An 18,050-nucleotide genomic window follows, 5' to 3' on the forward strand; every position below is an offset into this window, starting at 1 on the left:
ATTCTGCAACTTTGAATAAAAAAATGACTTATTACAAGAACATTGCATAAAATATCAGGCTAATTTAAAAACGCAACTTTCGCTGCGTTTTTTAAAAATAGAAAGAGCGGGCTCAAACCCACTCCTCCCTGTTTCATAAACTTCTGTAGATTCACTAAAGCTATTTTAACATACTAGAATGGTTATTTCAAGAAAAAGTTAGCATATTAACAAAGCCATGGATTAGAGAGAGGTAACTAATTAGTCTTTAGAAGCCTATAAAGTCATCTAGATTAAACTTTTTTATCCTTCTTAGTTATATTATTGCCCATTGAATGAAGTTCATTCATCATTCTACTTATATCCTTCCCACTTTTAATTCTTAACCCCTAATTTTTCTATTTACTACATACTTTTTATTTGTTCAATTAGTTCATCTACTAATTCTTCCTCTTTTACCTTTTTAACTATTTCACCTTTCTTAAAAATAAGACCTTCTCCTCTGCCACCAGCTATTCCTATATCTGCTTCTCTAGCTTCTCCTGGTCCATTTACTACACATCCCATTACAGCTACCTTTATATTTTTATTATAGTTTACAAGTCTTTTTTCCACCTCTTCTGCTATGCTTATTAAATCTATTTCAGTTCTTCCGCAGGTAGGGCATGAAATAAATTCTATCCCTTCATTTATATAGCAAAAGGTTTTTAAAATTTCTCGTCCTACTCTAACTTCTTCTACTGGGTTACCAGTTAAGGATACTCTTATAGTATCACCTATACCTTCCGCCAATAGGGTTCCTATACCTATACTAGATTTAATAGTTCCCCTCCAAATAGTCCCAGCCTCAGTGACCCCTAAATGAAGTGGATATTTTACTTCTTTAGAAATCATTCTGTAACTTTCTATCATCTGCTGAACATTAGAGGATTTTATTGATAGAACAATATCATCAAAGTTAACATTTTCTAGAATTCTAACATGTTCTAAGGCACTTTCTACTAGCGCTTCCGGACACACTCTACCGTACTTTTCTAATATATTTTTCTTAAGAGAACCAGAGTTAACTCCTATTCTTATAGGAATCCCCCTATCTTTTGCAGCCTTAGCTACTTCTCTCACTTTTTCTATACTACCAATGTTTCCTGGGTTTATCCTAAGTGCAGATACCCCATTTTCAATAGATTTTAGTGCTAATCTATAATCAAAATGGATGTCTGCTACTAATGGAATGTTTATGTGTTTCACTATTTCCTTTATAGATTCACAAGCACTCATATCTGGCACAGCGCACCTAATTATATGACAACCAGCTTCTTGAAGCTGAACAATTTGAGCAACAGTAGCTTCTGAATTTCTAGTATCTGTATTAGTCATAGACTGAACAGTAACTGGTGCATCGCCACCTATGTATGTATTTCCCACTTTAATTTTTTTAGTTTTAACTCTACTCACTTGTTACAACCCCTTTGCAGAAATTGGGAATTGAAAATATAAAGTTAAAATAAGTAAATTTTCTTTCCACAAAAGAAAGATAACCCTTTATTTAAAATTTCCTCTCTCCAATTCCCAAATTCATATTATTTCTCACTAATACCTATCTTCACTTCATCTAAATCTTAATAGGATATAAAATATCTTTAATAGTGACTAATACCATAAGAGTCATCAATATAGCAAACCCTATATAGTTTATAACTCCTACTTTATTATCATCAACCTTTTTACCAGTAATAATTTCAAATAAAAATAACAGTATATACCCTCCATCTAAGGCTGGAAAAGGTATAATATTGAATATTGCTAGTTGAATACTAATATAAGCTGCAAAGGCAGCAAGACTTAAAATACCTGCTTTAGCTGCTGCACCGGAAACCTTTATTATAGTTAAAGGTCCTCCTACATCACTTGCAGAAGCTTTTCCTTTAAAGAGAGTTTTAAAGAAACCTAAAGTTTGCTTAACTAAAGAGTTAGTTTCTTTAAATCCATAGGCTATAGATTGAGAAACAGTTGGCTTTTCTACCATTGTAGGGTAAATTCCAACTATATATCTGTTTTCCTTAGGATCTTTTACCGGTACAACTCTAACATTATTGACTTTGTTATCCCTTACATAGGTTATATCCAAGGGACTTCCGGAGGAAACATATACACCTGTAACAAAGTCTTCCCAGGTTGAAACCTTTGAGTTGTTAACTTTAGTTATCTTGTCTCCCGCCTGTATGCCCATAACAGCAGCAGGTTGATTAGGAACTACCTTGTCAACTACCGGAGATAAATATCCTCTGAGTCCAGCTATAACTGCAAAGAGAACTATTCCAAGAATAAAATTCATTATAGGTCCTGCAATAACTACACTTAACTTTTGAAGAGGCTTTTTATTATTAAAGGCCCTAGGGTCTGAACTTTCTCCCTCATCTCCAAGCATTTTTACATATCCACCTATAGGAAGAAGCTTAATTGAGTATGTAGTTTCCTTTCCTTTTATTCCAAAAAGCTTTGGACCCATGCCTATAGCAAATTCTTCCACCTTAATTCCATTTAATTTTGCCAAAGTGAAATGACCAAGTTCATGAATTATAACTAAAACTCCAAAAGCTATAATCGCCCATACAATATACAAATAATATTCCTCCTAACTATGTTAAGTTATTTTTTGTCTATTAATTTATCTATCTACACCAAATTTGTTTATAACATACTGTTTAACTTCTTTATCTATATTCAGTATGTCCTCTAAGCTATAATTATCAATAACCTCAAAACGACTCATGCATTCCTCTAATATATTACCTATATCTAAGAATTTAATTCTTTTAGATAGAAATAATTCTACTGCAGCCTCATTGGCAGCGTTTAATATGGCAGGCATGGTACCACCAATTTTTCCAGCCTTATAAGCAAGTTTAAGAGGCTTAAAGGTCTCTAAGTCTGGTTTTTCAAAGGTTAGATTCTCCATATCGTAAAAGTCCAACTTAGCTACAATCGCTTCTTCTCTATCAGGATAATTAAGAGCGTATTGAATAGGAAGCTTCATATCAGTACTTCCAAGTTGAGCTACAACACTTCCATCTTTATATTCAACCATGGAATGTATAACACTCTGCGGATGAACTACTACCTTAATATTATCATAGTCTACATCAAACAGCCAATGTGCCTCTATAACCTCAAGTCCTTTATTCATAAGAGTAGCTGAGTCAATAGATATCTTTTTTCCCATGTCCCATCTTGGATGTTTTAATGCTTCCTCAACAGTAACCTGTAAAAGTTCTTCCCTTTTCCGTCCTCTAAAAGGACCTCCAGAAGCAGTTAGTAATAGCTCTCTTACATCTTCTCTTTTATTACCCTGTAAGCACTGGAAAATTGCACTATGTTCTGAATCTACAGGAAGTATCTTCACATTATATTTTTCTGCTTCAGATATAACTAGCTTTCCAGCAACTACCAAAGTCTCTTTATTTGCCAAAGCTATATCCTTTCCAGCTTCAATTGCCTTAAGCGTAGGAACTAAACCTATCATTCCTACTACAGAAGTCACAACAACATCTACCTCTGGAAGAGTTGATATAGTATTTAATCCTTCCATTCCAAGTAAAATTTTTGTTTTAAGGTTATTGTTTACACAATAATCTCTTACTTCTTCATAAGCCTTCTCGTTACTTAGTACAGCATAGCTGGGATTAAACTCATTTATTATACCAATTATCTTTTTACAACTATTATTTGCGGAGACAGCAACTAGGTGAAATTTTTCTCTTTCTCTTCTTATCACCTCAAGAGTCTGCGTTCCTATTGAGCCTGTAGCTCCAAGTATAGTAATTCTTTTCATCTTAACATCTCCTAATTCTCTGCAAGCTTCAGTTTGTCAGTATTTCCTTTACAGTAATTACATATAGGGGTCCTACGAACATGCCTATAATACCAAAAACCTTAATACCTATATAAAGAGACAATATAATAAATAACGGGTGAACTGCAAGTCTGTCACTAATGAATTTAGTCTCTAATATTTGTCTATTAACCACAAGTAATGCATATAGACAAGTTAACCCAAAAGCTATTACATATTCTTTAATAAGCATTTTATAAAAAATTAGTGGCAAAAATATCATTATTGTTCCTACGTAGGGTAATATATCAAAAATACCACATAAGATACCGAGAGGTATGAAGTTTTTGATATTAAGTATCATGAAACCAATGATAGTTTCTATAGTTGTAACTAAAACTAATGCTGCTTCTACCTTAAATACCTTATTTATATCTTCTAACTTATTTTTAACTAAATAGGCTTTGCCCTGAGGCATTAGTTTTTTGATACGATTAACTATATCATATTTATCTACTAAAATAAAGTAAGCAGTCATATTCCCTATAAAGTATGCAAATAAGCTATCAGTAGTGTATGCAGCCCCTTTTTTTATAAAATTACTATTTACAATATTTCCATATCCGTTCACCAAGCTATTTTTTAGCTCATTTAAGTTTATATTAGTTACTTTACTTACTGTTTCTAGAGTATTTTGTATACTTAAAGTTAAGTCTGTGAAATCTCTAAGAAAGGAATTGACAGCTTGATATATAAAGTTGCCAATAAACAGTACAGCCATAAAAAACAAACTATTGACGACTATTATACTTATCAAAGCATTTACCTTATTATTAAATAAATTATTCTTACTTAATATGTTTTGTATTGGCAGGGAGAAAAAAATAGTAACTATTATAATAAAAAAAGGCTTAAAATAATATTTTATTAAAAGCGTAAAGATTATAAATACTATTAGAACAGTGAAACAATATCCTATTTTCTTATATTTTAAATATACTGCATTCAAGTACCCTATCCCCATAAAACAAGTGCTCTATAATAATATTATATTCATAGATATGATTATATATTATTATAGGATAAAATACTATATATAAATATTAGTTTATCATAACCATAATTAAGTGATAAAGATTAAAAATTATTGCCCATTAGAGCTTAAATTAAAATGAGGATTTAAAGTAATTTTAAACTACTCTAAATCCTCATTTTAATTTGTAGCATTACATCCCTACAATAAATGTCAAATAATAATATACGACTACAGATGCGAAAAGTATACTATCAAATCTGTCTAGAATTCCTCCATGACCTGGAATTAACTTACCATAATCTTTTACTCCCACATAGCGCTTTATTGAAGAAGCAGCTAAATCTCCAAACTGGCAGAAAACTCCACAAACTGCTCCTATAATAAAAAAGTGATACATTGGAATGGATATCCCCTTTGATATAACCACAGCTCCTAATACTCCACAGGCTATCATGCTGCCTAACATCCCGCCAATAGAACCTTCCACAGTCTTCTTCGGACTTACTTTAGGACATAATTTTCTCTTTCCAAAGGCTCTGCCAGCATAATAGGCAGCAGTATCACAGAACCATGAGGAAATAAATATAAGCCAAACTAAATAGTTTCCATAGACTTTATTATTAACCAAAACAATGAAACTAAAAAATATAGCTACATAAAAGAATCCAAGTAAAGTAGTTCCTATGTCAATAAAATTATACTCTATGTCCAATACCGGAACGCACATGATTATAAAAACCGTAATAATCAAAAAGAAAAATAACATTTCAAAATTAGCTTCTTTATTTAGCGTTAAATAATATATTATACAAAGTATATATCCCGCCCAGCTTATTGCATTTATGTTTTTTTCTTTTAAAACTTTATAAAATTCATGCATACCTACTAAGGATAAAAGCATTATAGCATATTTTAAGTATACTCCTCCTATAAATAGGAAGACAATAAAGGGCGCCAATATCAATGCCCCTACATACCTACTGTTCATCTTATCATCTCCTAAGCTTTCATTTTATTCCTTTGCTTATATTCTATAATTTTCACCTTAACATAAGCAAAATATTTACCCACTTTAGGAGAAAAATTAATGGCAATTTTTAATTCTCCAATTTTACCTGTTACTTAACATTCCCAAATCTTCTATCCCTGCTTTGGTAATCGTGAATAGCCTTATGAAGGTGTTCTACCTTGAAATCTGGCCATTTTATATTTGAATACCAAAATTCTGAATAAGCACATTGCCATAGTAAAAAATTACTTATTCTTTGCTCTCCGCTAGGCCTTATTATTAAATCTGGATCTGGCATATTTACTGTATATAAATAATCCGACACCATTTTTTCATTAATATTTTCTTCACTAATTTTGCCGTCCTTTATATCTTTACAAATTGTTTTAAAAGCCCTTATTAGTTCATCTCTCCCACCGTAATTTAAAGCTAGATTTAGAACTAAACCACTGTTATCTTTAGTATTGTTATAGGCCTCTAGCAGTTCCTGTTGACAGAGTACAGGTAATTTTGATATATCTCCAATATGATTAATAACAACATTATTGTCGTTTAGCTCTTTAAATTCTTTCCTTAAATACTGAACTAGAAGATTCATAAGTGCATTAACTTCTTCATTTGGTCTCCGCCAATTTTCTGTAGAAAATGCATATAGGGTTAAATACTTTACACCTAAGTTACTGCATTCCTTTACAATATCTCTTATAGTTTCTACTCCTGCCTTATGTCCCATAGTTCTTGGTAACTTTCTTTCTTTAGCCCATCTCCCATTACCATCCATGATAATAGCTATATGTTTCGGTATATTATCCATGTCAATATGTATATGCTCAAAATCTTCATTGCTTTTTTTTGAACTAAAAAATTTTAACATACGCCATTCTCCATTCATAATTGTGATTAAGTTATATCTTAATGATTTATGTATTAACAAAAACCTGCGAATCCGCAGGTTTAGATAAGTTATATTGACATAATTTCTTTTTCTTTAGCTTCAAGTAATTTATCTATTTCTTTAATGAAGCTATCAGTTCTCTTTTGAATATCTTCTTCTGCCTTTTTCATTTCATCCTCAGATACTTCATTTTCTTTCTTTAGAGCTTTAATTTTATCGTTACAATCTCTTCTTATTGCTCTAATAGCAACCTTGGATTCTTCACCAGTTTTTTTAACGTTTTTCACTAAGTTTTTTCTTGTTTCTTCTGTTAGCTCTGGTATAATAAGTCTTATTATCTCACCATCGCTAGATGGGTTTATTCCAAGGTCTGATTTTAAAATTGCTTTTTCAATAGATTTAAAGGCACCCTTATCCCATGGCTGAATAGCAAGTATTCTTGGCTCTGGAATAGATATGTTGCCTAATTGATTTAGTGGTGTCATTGTTCCGTAATACTCTGCTTCTATTTTATCTAGCATTGCAGGGTTTGCTCTTCCCGCTTTCATTGAAGCCAATTCTTTTTTTAAAACAGTAATTGTTTTATTCATTTTTTCATCAGAAACTTTTATAATGTCTTTAATCATAGAAAATACCTCCCTTATTTTTATTCTTTAGACACTAAGGTTCCTATTTTTTCACCTAGTATTGCTTTTCTTATGTTTTCTGGTTGTTCTAATCCAAATACTAATATAGGTATGTTGTTATCCATACATAATGATGTTGCTGTAGAATCCATAACTTGAAGTCCCTTTTCAAGTACTTCGATATAGTTTAACTTATCAAATTTCTTGGCATCACTGTATTTGTATGGATCTTTGTCATATACTCCGTCAACTTTTTTTGCAAGAAGTATAACATCCGCTTCTATTTCAGCAGCTCTTAATGCAGCAGTAGTATCTGTTGAAAAATATGGATTTCCTGTGCCTGCAGCAAAAATTACTACTCTGTTTTTTTCCAAATGTCTCATAGCTCTTCTTCTTATAAAAGGCTCTGCAACCTCTCTCATCTCAATAGCAGTTTGAACTCTAGTATTTACCCCTAAGTTTTCTAAGGAATCCTGAAGAGCCAAAGCGTTTATACATGTTGCAAGCATACCCATGTAGTCCGCAGTAGTTCTATCCATTCCTTCTCCGCTTCTTCCTCTCCAGATATTGCCTCCACCTACTACCGCTCCTACTTCTACACCCATATCTACTAGTGCTTTAATCTCTTTTGCTATTTGAGTAGTAACATCAAAGTCTATACCAAATCCTTTACTACCTGCTAAAGCTTCTCCTGAAAGTTTTAGCATTACTCTCCTATATTTAGCATTATACATATATTATACCTCCAAATTGTCAAAAATTACATATGTATTAAGGTTTATACTTTAAAAAAAGAGAACACGCAGTGTTCTCTTTTCAATTACTATTTACTCTGCATTTGTTTTGCAACTTCTTCAGCAAAGTTCTCTTCCTTCTTCTCGATTCCTTCACCTTTTTCAAATCTTACAAAAGCAGCTACCTTTATTGGAGCTCCAATTTCTTTTGATTTTGCTTGAAGGTATTTTTCAACAGTTGTATCAGGGTCTTTTACATAAACCTGCTCAACTAAACAGTTTTCTTTATAGTATTTTTGAATTCTTCCTACAACCATTTTTTCTACTATTTTCTCAGGTTTTCCTTCATTTAAAGCCTGAACTCTGTAGATTTCTTTTTCTTTTTCTAATGCTTCGTTATCTACTGCTTCTCTATTTAAGAATAAAGGATTAGTTGCTGCTACTTGCATAGCTACATCCTTAGCTAATTCTTTTAAAAGTTCGCTTTCTTTTTCACACTCTAACTTTACAAGAACACCTATTCTTCCGCCACCATGAATATAGCTTGATATAGCTCCTTGCTCAACAGTTAGCTTTTGGAATCTTCTAACTGCCATATTTTCTCCGATTTTTGCAATTAATCCTGTTACTGTTTCTGTAACTGTCTTGCTTTCATCAGCTATGTATTTTTCCGCAACTAACTCTTCTATAGTATTAGCATTAGTTTGAGCTGCTTGTTTTGCAACGTTATCAGCAAATGTAACAAAATCTTCGTTTACTGCAACGAAGTCAGTTTCACAGTTAACTTCTACTATTGAAGCAACTTTTCCGTCTTCTGAAACATATGTCTTAACTATACCTTCAGCTGCTATTCTTCCAGCTTTTTTAGCTGCAGCTGCTAATCCTTTTTCTCTTAATATCTCTACAGCTTTTTCAATATCTCCGTTAGATTCGCTTAAAGCTTTTTTGCAGTCCATCATGCCTGCTCCAGTCATTTCTCTTAACTCTTTTACCATCTGTGCAGTTATCATTGTAAATTCCTCCTATTTTAAACTTAATTTAAAAGGTAAATGAAGAATTACAATTCTTCATCTACCCTAATAAATTATTCAGCTAATTGTTCACCTTGTCTTCCCTCTATGATAGCATCTGCAATTTTAGCTGTTATTAATTTTACAGCTCTTATTGCATCATCATTTCCAGGTATTACGTAATCAACTTCATCTGGATCACAGTTAGTATCTACGATAGCTACAACTGGAATTCCAAGTGTTTTAGCTTCTGATATAGCATTTTTTTCTTTTCTTGGATCAACAACAAATAATGCTCCTATGTTGCTAGCGTCCATGTTTCTAATTCCGCCTAAGTTCTTTTCTAACTTTTCTCTTTCATTCTTAAGCTTTATAACTTCTTTCTTTGGAAGAACTTCGAAAGTTCCGTCCTCTTCCATTCTATCTAACTCTTCTAACTTACCTATTCTTGTTTTAATTGTTGTAAAGTTAGTCATCATTCCACCAAGCCATCTATTGTTAACGAAGTGCATACCTGATCTTACTGATTCTTCTTGAATAGCTTCTTGAGCTTGCTTTTTAGTTCCAACAAAAAGGATATCTTTTCCTTCAGTTGCAACACTCTTAACGAAATCATAAGCTTCTTCAACTTTTTTAACTGTTTTTTGTAAATCAATTATGTAGATTCCGTTTCTTTCTGTGAATATGTATGGAGCCATCTTAGGGTTCCATCTTCTTGTTTGATGTCCAAAATGAACACCTGCTTCTAGTAATTGTTTCATTGAAATAACTGACATAATATTTTCCCTCCTAGGTTTTCCCTCCACTACCGTCATATTCGTAAAATACCCTTTCGAGCACCCTTTTCCGAATTGGGTAATGTGTGTATTTTCTTACCTTATGTAGTATATCACAAGGTATTAAGGTATTCAACAAAATTTTTAAATTTATATGGCTATATTTACAATTATTTATACTATAGCATTTAGTTTTTAATAGTATGCTATGATTACTATTTTATTATTAACAGTTTTATACTCTTTATACTAGATGCTAGAAAAAATAAGAGTTTAGATTATTTTAATCTAAACTCTTATTTGAAGATTTGCTTTTACTTCAATTTGCATTAAAAATCTAACAAATAACTTAATTAGTCTTTTATCTTATCTTCTTAAGCTCATCTATTAATTTTTCATTTAATATTCTTATATGAGTTCCCTTCATACCCAAGGATCTTGATTCAATAACTCCTGCACTTTCAAATTTTCTTAAAGCGTTTACTATTACTGATCTTGTTATTCCAACTTTGTCAGCTATTTTAGATGCTACTAGTAACCCTTCACTTCCATCTAGTTCATTAAAAATATGTTCTACTGCTTCTAATTCTGAATAGGATAAAGTACCTATAGCAAGCTGTACAACGGCTTTCTTTCTAGCCTCTTCTTCTATTTCATCATGTTTAGCTCTTAATATTTCAATTCCTATAATAGTAGCACTATATTCTGCTAAAACTAAGTCATCTTCTCCGAACTCTTCATCAAATCTAGCAACTAGTAAAGTACCAAGTCTTTCTCTATTTCCGTTTATAGGCACTATTGTAGTTAATTTGTTTTCTATACCGCATGCTTTCTCTTCATCAAAAACACACTCACCATGATTAGTTAGATTTGAAAGAGTTTCATGGATATTTAATAGTTTGTTATTATAGGACTCTGGAAATCTCATTTCGCTTATAATATAAACATTGCATGATAATACTTCACTTAATAAATTACATATATCATCAAAAACTACTGGCTCAGTACCAGACTTTTGCAGTATTTTGTTTAACATTCTTGTTTTAGTTAACAATGATGTCATTTGTATTCCTCCTTCTTATTTCCATCTATTCCAATAACCTTGCTTGACTAATAATTTTGTTTTAACAAAATTATAAAAGTTATCTTGCATATCTCTATCAGTTTAAGCTGAATATAGTTATCGAATTGATTATTTTGACTTTTTAAAATATTTAGAATTATTTCTTATTCTTTAATTATAATAACATACTAATTATTATATTTCAACATCCTTTTTGTAAAATTCGACATTTTAATTTTTTTTTCTTATTAGTTAAGCTTCTTTTATTCCTTTTCTTCATCACTTTTAGCTTTATTTTTAGTGTCTATAGTATTTTCGTTACCTTGATCAGTGTTAACCTTTGAAACCTTCTCTTCTACATGCTTACATTCATTATTTGCACACTGTATATAATCCCCTTTTGATTTACTATATTTCTTAACCATAAAACTGCCACAAACAGTGCATTTTTCTTCCACAGGCTCAAACCAACTTACAAAATCACAATCTGGATAATTACTACATCCAAAAAACTTCCTGCCCTTTTTGCTTTTTTTAACTAGAACCTTTCCTCCGCATTTTGGACATTTCACATCTAGTTCTTCTACAATAGGCTTTGTATTCTTACAGTCTGGATATCCTGGGCATGCAAGAAAATCTCCAAATCGTCCCTGCTTTATAACCATGTTCTTTCCACATTTATCACACAATATATCTGTAACCTTATCTTCAATAGTTATCTTTGCTACTTCTTTTTCTGCTATGTCTATGGCTTCTTTTAAAGGTGTAAAAAACTCATCTACTACCCTATTCCAATTCTCTTTTCCTTCTTCTACATCATCCAACTTTTGTTCCATTTCAGCTGTAAATTCTAAGTCAACAATTTGTTTAAAGAATTCACTAAGTATATTATTAACTATATCTCCTAACTCAGTTGGCTTTAGTGTTTTCTTTTCTCTTTCTACATATTTTCTTTCAAGCAATGTAGATATAATAGGTGAATAGGTACTGGGTCTTCCAATTCCGTTTTCCTCAAGAGTCTTTACAAGGGTAGCTTCCGAAAATCTAGATGGTGGCTGTGTAAAATGCTGTTTTCCATCAACAGATTTCTTTATTAATATATCTCCTTCTTCTAGCTTTGGCAGATTAATATCCTCTTTTTCTTCTTCTGTTGCATATTCATACACCTTCATGAATCCATCAAATTTTACTATAGACCCACTTGCCTTTAATCCATATTGCCCGTTTACTATGTTAACAGAAGTTACATCCATTATACAAGTAGCCATTTGACTAGCTACAAATCTCTTCCATATAAGTGAGTATAATTTATACTGATCATCCTTTAAGCTTGCCTTAGCAATTTCAGGAGTTATTTCAACATTTGTAGGTCTTATAGCTTCGTGAGCATCCTGTGCATTCTTCTTGCCTTTAAATTTTCTAGGTTCCTTTGGTATATACTCTTCTCCAAAGTTACTTGAAATGAAGCTTCTGCTAGCAGCTTGTGCCTCATTAGATATTCTCACTGAGTCTGTTCTCATATAAGTTATGAGACCTACTGCACCATATCCCTTGATATCTACTCCTTCATACAATTGCTGAGCTATAGACATGGTTCTCTTAGTTGCAAAATTCAATTTTTTATAAGCATCCTGTTGCAGAGTACTTGTTGTAAAAGGTGGCAATGGATTTTTACTTTTAGCAGTTTTTTTAACAGTTTTAACGAGAAATTCTCCATTTTCCAAATCTTTTATTATCTTATCTACTTCTTCTTTATTATTTATATCTAGTTTCTTTTTATCTAGAGTAGTAAGCCTTATTGTAAAGGACTTTTTTTCCTTTTCCTTATGTACTGAGCACTCTATAGTCCAGTATTCCTTTGGTTTAAAGTTAGTTACCTCTTTTTCTCTATCACATATCATTCTTAGTGCTACAGATTGAACTCTTCCTGCACTTAAACCCCACTTTACCTTACGCCATAATATTGGACTTATTTTATAACCAACTAATCTGTCTAAAACCCTCCTAGTTTGTTGAGCATTTACTACATTTAAATTTATCTGTCTAGGAGTTTTTATTGCATTTTTAATAGCATTTTTAGTAATTTCATTAAACTCTATTCTACACTTTTCCTTTTCATCTAACTTTAATATGTGAGCTAAATGCCAAGAAATTGCCTCTCCTTCCCTATCAGGGTCTGTTGCTAAATATATTTTTTCACTCTTTTTAGCTTCTTTTCTTAGTTTATCAAGCAGTTCTCCCTTTCCTCTTATTGTTATATATTTAGGATTGTACTCATTATCTATATCAACTCCCAATTGACTTTTGGGAAGATCCCTAACATGACCCATGGACGCTTCTACTACATAATTTTTTCCTAAATATTTTCCTATGGTTTTTGCCTTTGCCGGTGATTCAACTATAACCAATTTTTGTCCCATCTCGTACTCTGGTAAGCACAAGTCTCACCAAAGTGTTTACACCCCCTTATTTAGAAATATATCTAATTATATAATTATTTTCTTTATATTTACTAAATACTATTCTCTATTCAAATAAATATACCTTATTTTATCAGAATAGCATACTTATACTGTACTTTCCACTTTTACATAATAGTTACCTGAAAGACATATTACTACATTTTCAAGCTGCAATTCAAATAATAACTCATATAATTGTTTTATGTCAATATTGGTTCTTCCAAATATATCGTCTATATGTGTAGGCCTATCGCCTAAAATATCACATATTTTCTTTTTTACGCCTTCTATTTTGTTAACTTTAATATTATTCTTTATCATATAGTCTACATTTAAAATTCTAAATAAATCTTCAAAACCTGTAAAAGGATATGCACCATCTCTGATTAACTTATTAGTACCTTTACTTTGTTCAGAAAATATGGACCCAGGTACTGCTACAATTTCCTTGCCCTGTTCTAAGGCTATCCCTGCTGTTACAAGAGAACCACTCTTTTCACTAGCTTCAACAACAATTACAATATCACTTAAACCACTTATAATTCTATTTCTTATTGGAAAATTATAAGAGAAAGGTCTTGTGCCTGGTAAAAACTCTGAAACAATACATCCCTTTTCTGATATAATATCGTATAATTTTTTATTTTCCCTAGGGTACACTACATCAATACCTGAACCTAATACTGCACAGGTAAAGCCTCCATTTTCTATGGAACTTTCGTGTGCAAATGTGTCAATGCCTCTAGCCATTCCGCTTATAACATTTATGTTATTTATAGAAATTTCTTTACTTATTAACCTTGCAGCATCTTTTCCATAGCTTGTAAAGTTCCTAGAACCAATGATGGCAGCATTAATCCCCATATTAAGCTTATTTATATCACCTTTGTAAAATAATATACTAGGGGAATCATCATAGTTTTTTAATGCTTTAGGATATATATCCTCATTAAATGTTGTAGCTTCTATGTTTTTACTTTTAATCTTCACTATCAAGCTTTCTAACAATTCTTTGTCCCAAGCCTTTTTTAAATTGTATTTAATCTTTTTATCTCTATCATTTAACAATGTTTTATTTGCGTTATAGAAGGTATCATTCCACAGTTCTTCTGTGTTGATGAATTTTTTTATTAAATCCAGCTTAATTTTACTGGATAAACTTACTGAACTAAACCATAAATCGTATATATTCATATTTTTCTCCTTATTTAATTTTATGTAAGAATTCTTGTCATAACTGATTCTTTTTATTCAATTTTATCTTTTTTTACCTAAAACTCTTTCTTATTTAGTAAGTTATATGTTATATTAATACTTGTTCAAAAAATAAAATTACGGAAGGAGTTTTTGAACTTGGAAAAACTAACTATACTAGGCACAGGGTCCGCAATGGTTACAAAATGCTATAATAGCTGTTTTACACTCTCAAAGGGTGAAGAGCATTTTCTTGTAGACACTGGTGGCGGAAACACTATTCTTACCAATTTAGAAAAAGCAGGTATTTCAATCAATAAAATTCATAATGTTTTTATATCTCACAGTCACAATGACCATATTACTGGTATAGTTTGGATTATACGAGCTGTTGCTCAGCAAATATTAAATGAAAATTATGAAGAAAATTTATATATATACTGTCATAAAGATGTGGAGAACATAATTAGAAATATTTGTAATTTACTTTTACAAAAGAAATTTACAAATTTTATAGACGATAGAATATTATTTATTTCCATAGAAGATGAAAGCTGTTTTAATATACTTCATTGGAATTTTACTTTCTTTGATATAAAAAGTAATAAACACCTTCAGTACGGATTTACTACTGAACTTAATAACAGTAAGGTTCTAACATTCCTAGGTGACGAGCCTTATAATGGCAACTTATCTAAATACTCAAATAATGTAGATTATCTTATACATGAAGCCTTCTGTTTATATTCACAGAGAGATATCTTTCATCCTTACGAAAAGTTTCACTCTACTGTAAAAGATGCCTGTGAAAATGCTGAAAAACTTTATGTTAAAAATATAATTTTAATTCATTCTGAAGACAAAAACCTTGAAAATAAAAAAAGACTCTACACTGAGGAAGGAAGCCAACATTTTAAGGGAAACATATTAGTACCTAATGATTTAGAAGTGATGGAGCTTTAAAGTGCTTAAGTTATTTATTTAAACAAATTTATAGAGAGGTGCTTTTATGGATAATTTGCTATTTGGAATTTCCGGTCTTCCAATTGGAGAAGCCGCCCAAAAATTCAACTATTCTTCTGCTATTAAGTATCTAAAAACCTTAGATCTTCATGCTATGGAACTTCCTTTTGTTCGCTCTGTAAATGTTACAGATAAAAATAAAGATACTATACTAAAAGCTAAAATAGAGAATAACTTCTACTTATCTGCTCATGGATCTTATTACATAAACCTAAACGCAGACGATATTGAAAAACAGCTTCAGTCTATAGAACGAATAATAAAGGGTGCTGAAGGCTTACTTAAAGTACAGGGAAGGAGTCTAATTTTCCATCCAGGATTTTATTTGAAGGATTCTCCGTCAGAGACTTATGATACAATAAAAGAAAATCTTCTCAGACTTCCTAAAATCGGAGTAGATTATAGATTAGAAACTACAGGTAAGGGAAGTCAATTTGGAGATTTAAAAGAGTTAACTTCCTTATGTAAAGAAATTAGTACTTGCAAGTTGTGTATTGACTTTTCTCATATTCATGCTAGATATAATGGTAAACTTAAAACATACAATGATTTTTCTGAAATCCTTCAGTATATAAAAGGGGAATTAGGCAAAGAAGCCTTGGAGGATTTACACATGCATATATCTGGCATTAACTACAGTGAAAAGGGCGAGAGAAATCATCTTCCCTTCTTGGAAAGTGATTTTAATTATGTAGAATGCCTAAGAGCTTTAAAAAACTTTAATGTAAGAGGCTGCATAATCTGCGAAAGTCCTTTACTTGAAAAAGATGCTCTTCTTTTAAAAGAAACTTACCACAAGCTATAATATATGTGATTAAATAAAATAAATCTGACGGCATTTATCTAACTACCGCCGGATTTATTTTATAACACTAAATTATCTCCTGATTTAAAAACCTTCTATACTGAAGTGCTTCAATAATATCACTTTCTACTATAGCTTCTCTTTCATATAAATCTGCTATAGTACGAGCTACTTTTAATATTCTGCTGTAGGCTCTAGTACTTAAGGTATATCTATTATAGATTTTTTCTAAGATATTATTACTTTTGCTATTTAACTTACAGTATTTTCTTATGAGTTTTCCATCCATTTGTGCGTTGCAATATATGTTTTCCTCTTTAAATCTATTTTTTTGAAGTTCTCTAGCTTTCTCAACTCTAACCCTAATTTCTTTAGATGATTCCCCCTTTGCTTTAGCTTTAATCTCATCATAAGACAAAGGATTAACAAAGCAGAATAAATCAATTCTGTCAAGAAGAGGTCCAGATAACTTTTTCATATATCTCCTTCTTTCAAATTCTCCGCAAGAGCACTGCTTTGCTGATCCATAATACCCACAAGGACAAGGATTTGTAGAAATTACAGCCATAATATTGCAAGGGTAAGTTACCTTTCCACTTCCTCTGCAAATAGTCACCTTTCTATCTTCAAGGGGCTGTCTTAAAACTTCTAATGCATTCCTTTTGAACTCTAGTATTTCATCTAGAAATAAAACACCATTGTGAGCAAGAGAAACTTCTCCTGGCATTAAATTATTGCCTCCACCTACTAGTCCTATGTTGCTAATGGTATGGTGTGGACTTCTAAAGGGCCGCTGATTTATAAATCCCTTAGACTTTTCTAAATTTCCTGATACGCTATAAATTTTAGTAACTTCTAATCCTTCCTCATAACTTAAGGTTGGTAATATAGTTGGCACTCTTTGAGCTATCATGGTTTTTCCAGATCCCGGAGGTCCAAACATAGCTACATTATGGTTTCCAGCAGCAGCTACTTCTATAGCCCTTTTACAGCTCTCCTGTCCTAATATATCTTCAAAATCTAAACTACTCCTACTTGATTCAGCATTATTGATGTACTCATATGGCATCAAATCTCTATATTTAATATATTCTATTACTTGCTTTAAACTTTCAAAGGCATAAACCCTAGTATTTTTAACTACGGAACATTCTTCTGCATTTTCCATAGGTAAAATGAAATTATTTATTCCTTCATTTATACTTTCAATAGTAATCGGTAATACTCCCCTAACTCTTTTTAGCTTTCCCGATAGAGATAATTCTCCCATTATCAAAAAATTTTTAGCATCTTCAAAAGTTATCTGTTCCGTGGCCATTAAAATTCCTAATGCTATAGGTAAATCAAATAAAGCTCCTACCTTCTTTATGTCTGCGGGAGCTAAGTTTATAACTATTCTTTTGATAGGAAACTCAAAACCAGAGTTTACTATTGCAGCTCTGACTCTTTCCTTAGACTCTTTCACAGAAGTATCTGGAAGGCCTACTATACTAAAACAAGGCAGCCCTCTCTCAAGATCTACCTCTACGGAAACTAAAACTCCTTCAATACCTGAAAATGCAGCAGTATTAATTGTAACAGCCATAATATCACCTCCACTAGATTC

General features: G+C 31.6%; 16 protein-coding genes. 2 read left to right on the forward strand and 14 right to left on the reverse strand.

Annotated elements, in window-relative coordinates; translation table 11 throughout:
• Positions 1–384: 384 nt before the first annotated feature.
• The 13 genes from ispG to dprA all read right to left on the reverse strand — a co-directional run bounded on the left by ispG (position 385) and on the right by dprA (position 14,616).
• Entirely contained in the window at positions 385–1,434 is a 1,050-nt protein-coding gene (ispG, locus tag P8V03_RS07640) for a flavodoxin-dependent (E)-4-hydroxy-3-methylbut-2-enyl-diphosphate synthase (RefSeq protein ID WP_318797719.1), read from the reverse strand.
• Between the two features lie 157 nt (positions 1,435–1,591).
• Positions 1,592–2,602 (reverse strand): RIP metalloprotease RseP, encoded by a 1,011-nt coding sequence (gene rseP / locus P8V03_RS07645; RefSeq protein ID WP_318797721.1) that lies wholly within the window; start codon positions 2,600–2,602, stop codon positions 1,592–1,594.
• Between the two features lie 45 nt (positions 2,603–2,647).
• The gene (gene dxr / locus P8V03_RS07650; RefSeq protein WP_318797723.1) at positions 2,648–3,811 is read right to left on the reverse strand and encodes a 1-deoxy-D-xylulose-5-phosphate reductoisomerase; all 1,164 of its coding nucleotides are present in this window, start codon (positions 3,809–3,811) and stop codon (positions 2,648–2,650) included.
• A gap of 28 nt (positions 3,812–3,839) precedes the next feature.
• Positions 3,840–4,820, reverse strand: coding sequence for an AI-2E family transporter (locus P8V03_RS07655; protein WP_318797725.1), 981 nt, complete (start codon positions 4,818–4,820; stop codon positions 3,840–3,842).
• Between the two features lie 217 nt (positions 4,821–5,037).
• Complete coding sequence (locus tag P8V03_RS07660) at positions 5,038–5,835, reverse strand: phosphatidate cytidylyltransferase (RefSeq protein ID WP_318797727.1); 798 nt, start codon at positions 5,833–5,835, stop codon at positions 5,038–5,040.
• A gap of 130 nt (positions 5,836–5,965) precedes the next feature.
• On the reverse strand, positions 5,966–6,730 hold the full coding sequence (uppS, locus tag P8V03_RS07665) for an undecaprenyl pyrophosphate synthase (RefSeq protein ID WP_318797729.1): 765 nt from the start codon (positions 6,728–6,730) through the stop codon (positions 5,966–5,968).
• Between the two features lie 89 nt (positions 6,731–6,819).
• Positions 6,820–7,377 carry a ribosome recycling factor gene (frr, locus tag P8V03_RS07670; protein ID WP_261671536.1) on the reverse strand — a complete coding sequence of 186 codons (558 nt, stop codon included), beginning with the start codon at positions 7,375–7,377 and terminating at the stop codon, positions 6,820–6,822.
• A 20-nt stretch (positions 7,378–7,397) separates the two neighbouring features.
• Positions 7,398–8,111: a UMP kinase gene (gene pyrH / locus P8V03_RS07675; protein ID WP_261671537.1), complete on the reverse strand. Its 714-nt coding sequence runs from the start codon at positions 8,109–8,111 to the stop codon at positions 7,398–7,400.
• Between the two features lie 89 nt (positions 8,112–8,200).
• Complete coding sequence (tsf, locus tag P8V03_RS07680; protein ID WP_261671539.1) at positions 8,201–9,121, reverse strand: translation elongation factor Ts; 921 nt, start codon at positions 9,119–9,121, stop codon at positions 8,201–8,203.
• Positions 9,122–9,195: 74 nt separating this feature from the next.
• Positions 9,196–9,897: a 30S ribosomal protein S2 gene (gene rpsB, locus P8V03_RS07685; RefSeq protein WP_261671541.1), complete on the reverse strand. Its 702-nt coding sequence runs from the start codon at positions 9,895–9,897 to the stop codon at positions 9,196–9,198.
• A 361-nt stretch (positions 9,898–10,258) separates the two neighbouring features.
• Positions 10,259–10,960, reverse strand: a complete 702-nt coding sequence (codY, locus tag P8V03_RS07690) for a GTP-sensing pleiotropic transcriptional regulator CodY (protein ID WP_318797733.1) — start codon at positions 10,958–10,960, stop codon at positions 10,259–10,261.
• Between the two features lie 263 nt (positions 10,961–11,223).
• Positions 11,224–13,380 carry a type I DNA topoisomerase gene (gene topA, locus P8V03_RS07695; protein WP_318797735.1) on the reverse strand — a complete coding sequence of 719 codons (2,157 nt, stop codon included), beginning with the start codon at positions 13,378–13,380 and terminating at the stop codon, positions 11,224–11,226.
• A 147-nt stretch (positions 13,381–13,527) separates the two neighbouring features.
• Complete coding sequence (dprA, locus tag P8V03_RS07700) at positions 13,528–14,616, reverse strand: DNA-processing protein DprA (RefSeq protein ID WP_318797737.1); 1,089 nt, start codon at positions 14,614–14,616, stop codon at positions 13,528–13,530.
• Positions 14,617–14,775: 159 nt separating this feature from the next.
• Here dprA and P8V03_RS07705 point away from each other — a divergent pair, with 159 nt between their 5' ends.
• Together P8V03_RS07705 and P8V03_RS07710 are read left to right on the forward strand one after the other, a co-directional pair.
• On the forward strand, positions 14,776–15,579 hold the full coding sequence (locus tag P8V03_RS07705; RefSeq protein ID WP_318797739.1) for an MBL fold metallo-hydrolase: 804 nt from the start codon (positions 14,776–14,778) through the stop codon (positions 15,577–15,579).
• A gap of 46 nt (positions 15,580–15,625) precedes the next feature.
• Positions 15,626–16,444 carry a TIM barrel protein gene (locus P8V03_RS07710; protein WP_318797741.1) on the forward strand — a complete coding sequence of 273 codons (819 nt, stop codon included), beginning with the start codon at positions 15,626–15,628 and terminating at the stop codon, positions 16,442–16,444.
• 67 nt (positions 16,445–16,511) lie between these two features.
• Here P8V03_RS07710 and P8V03_RS07715 read toward each other — a convergent pair whose 3' ends face one another.
• The gene (locus P8V03_RS07715) at positions 16,512–18,029 is read right to left on the reverse strand and encodes a YifB family Mg chelatase-like AAA ATPase (protein ID WP_318797743.1); all 1,518 of its coding nucleotides are present in this window, start codon (positions 18,027–18,029) and stop codon (positions 16,512–16,514) included.
• Positions 18,030–18,050: the final 21 nt, after the last annotated feature.

The organism is Clostridium tanneri (assembly GCF_033659955.1).
Classification (GTDB): Bacteria; Bacillota; Clostridia; order Clostridiales; family Clostridiaceae; genus Clostridium_AM; species Clostridium_AM tanneri.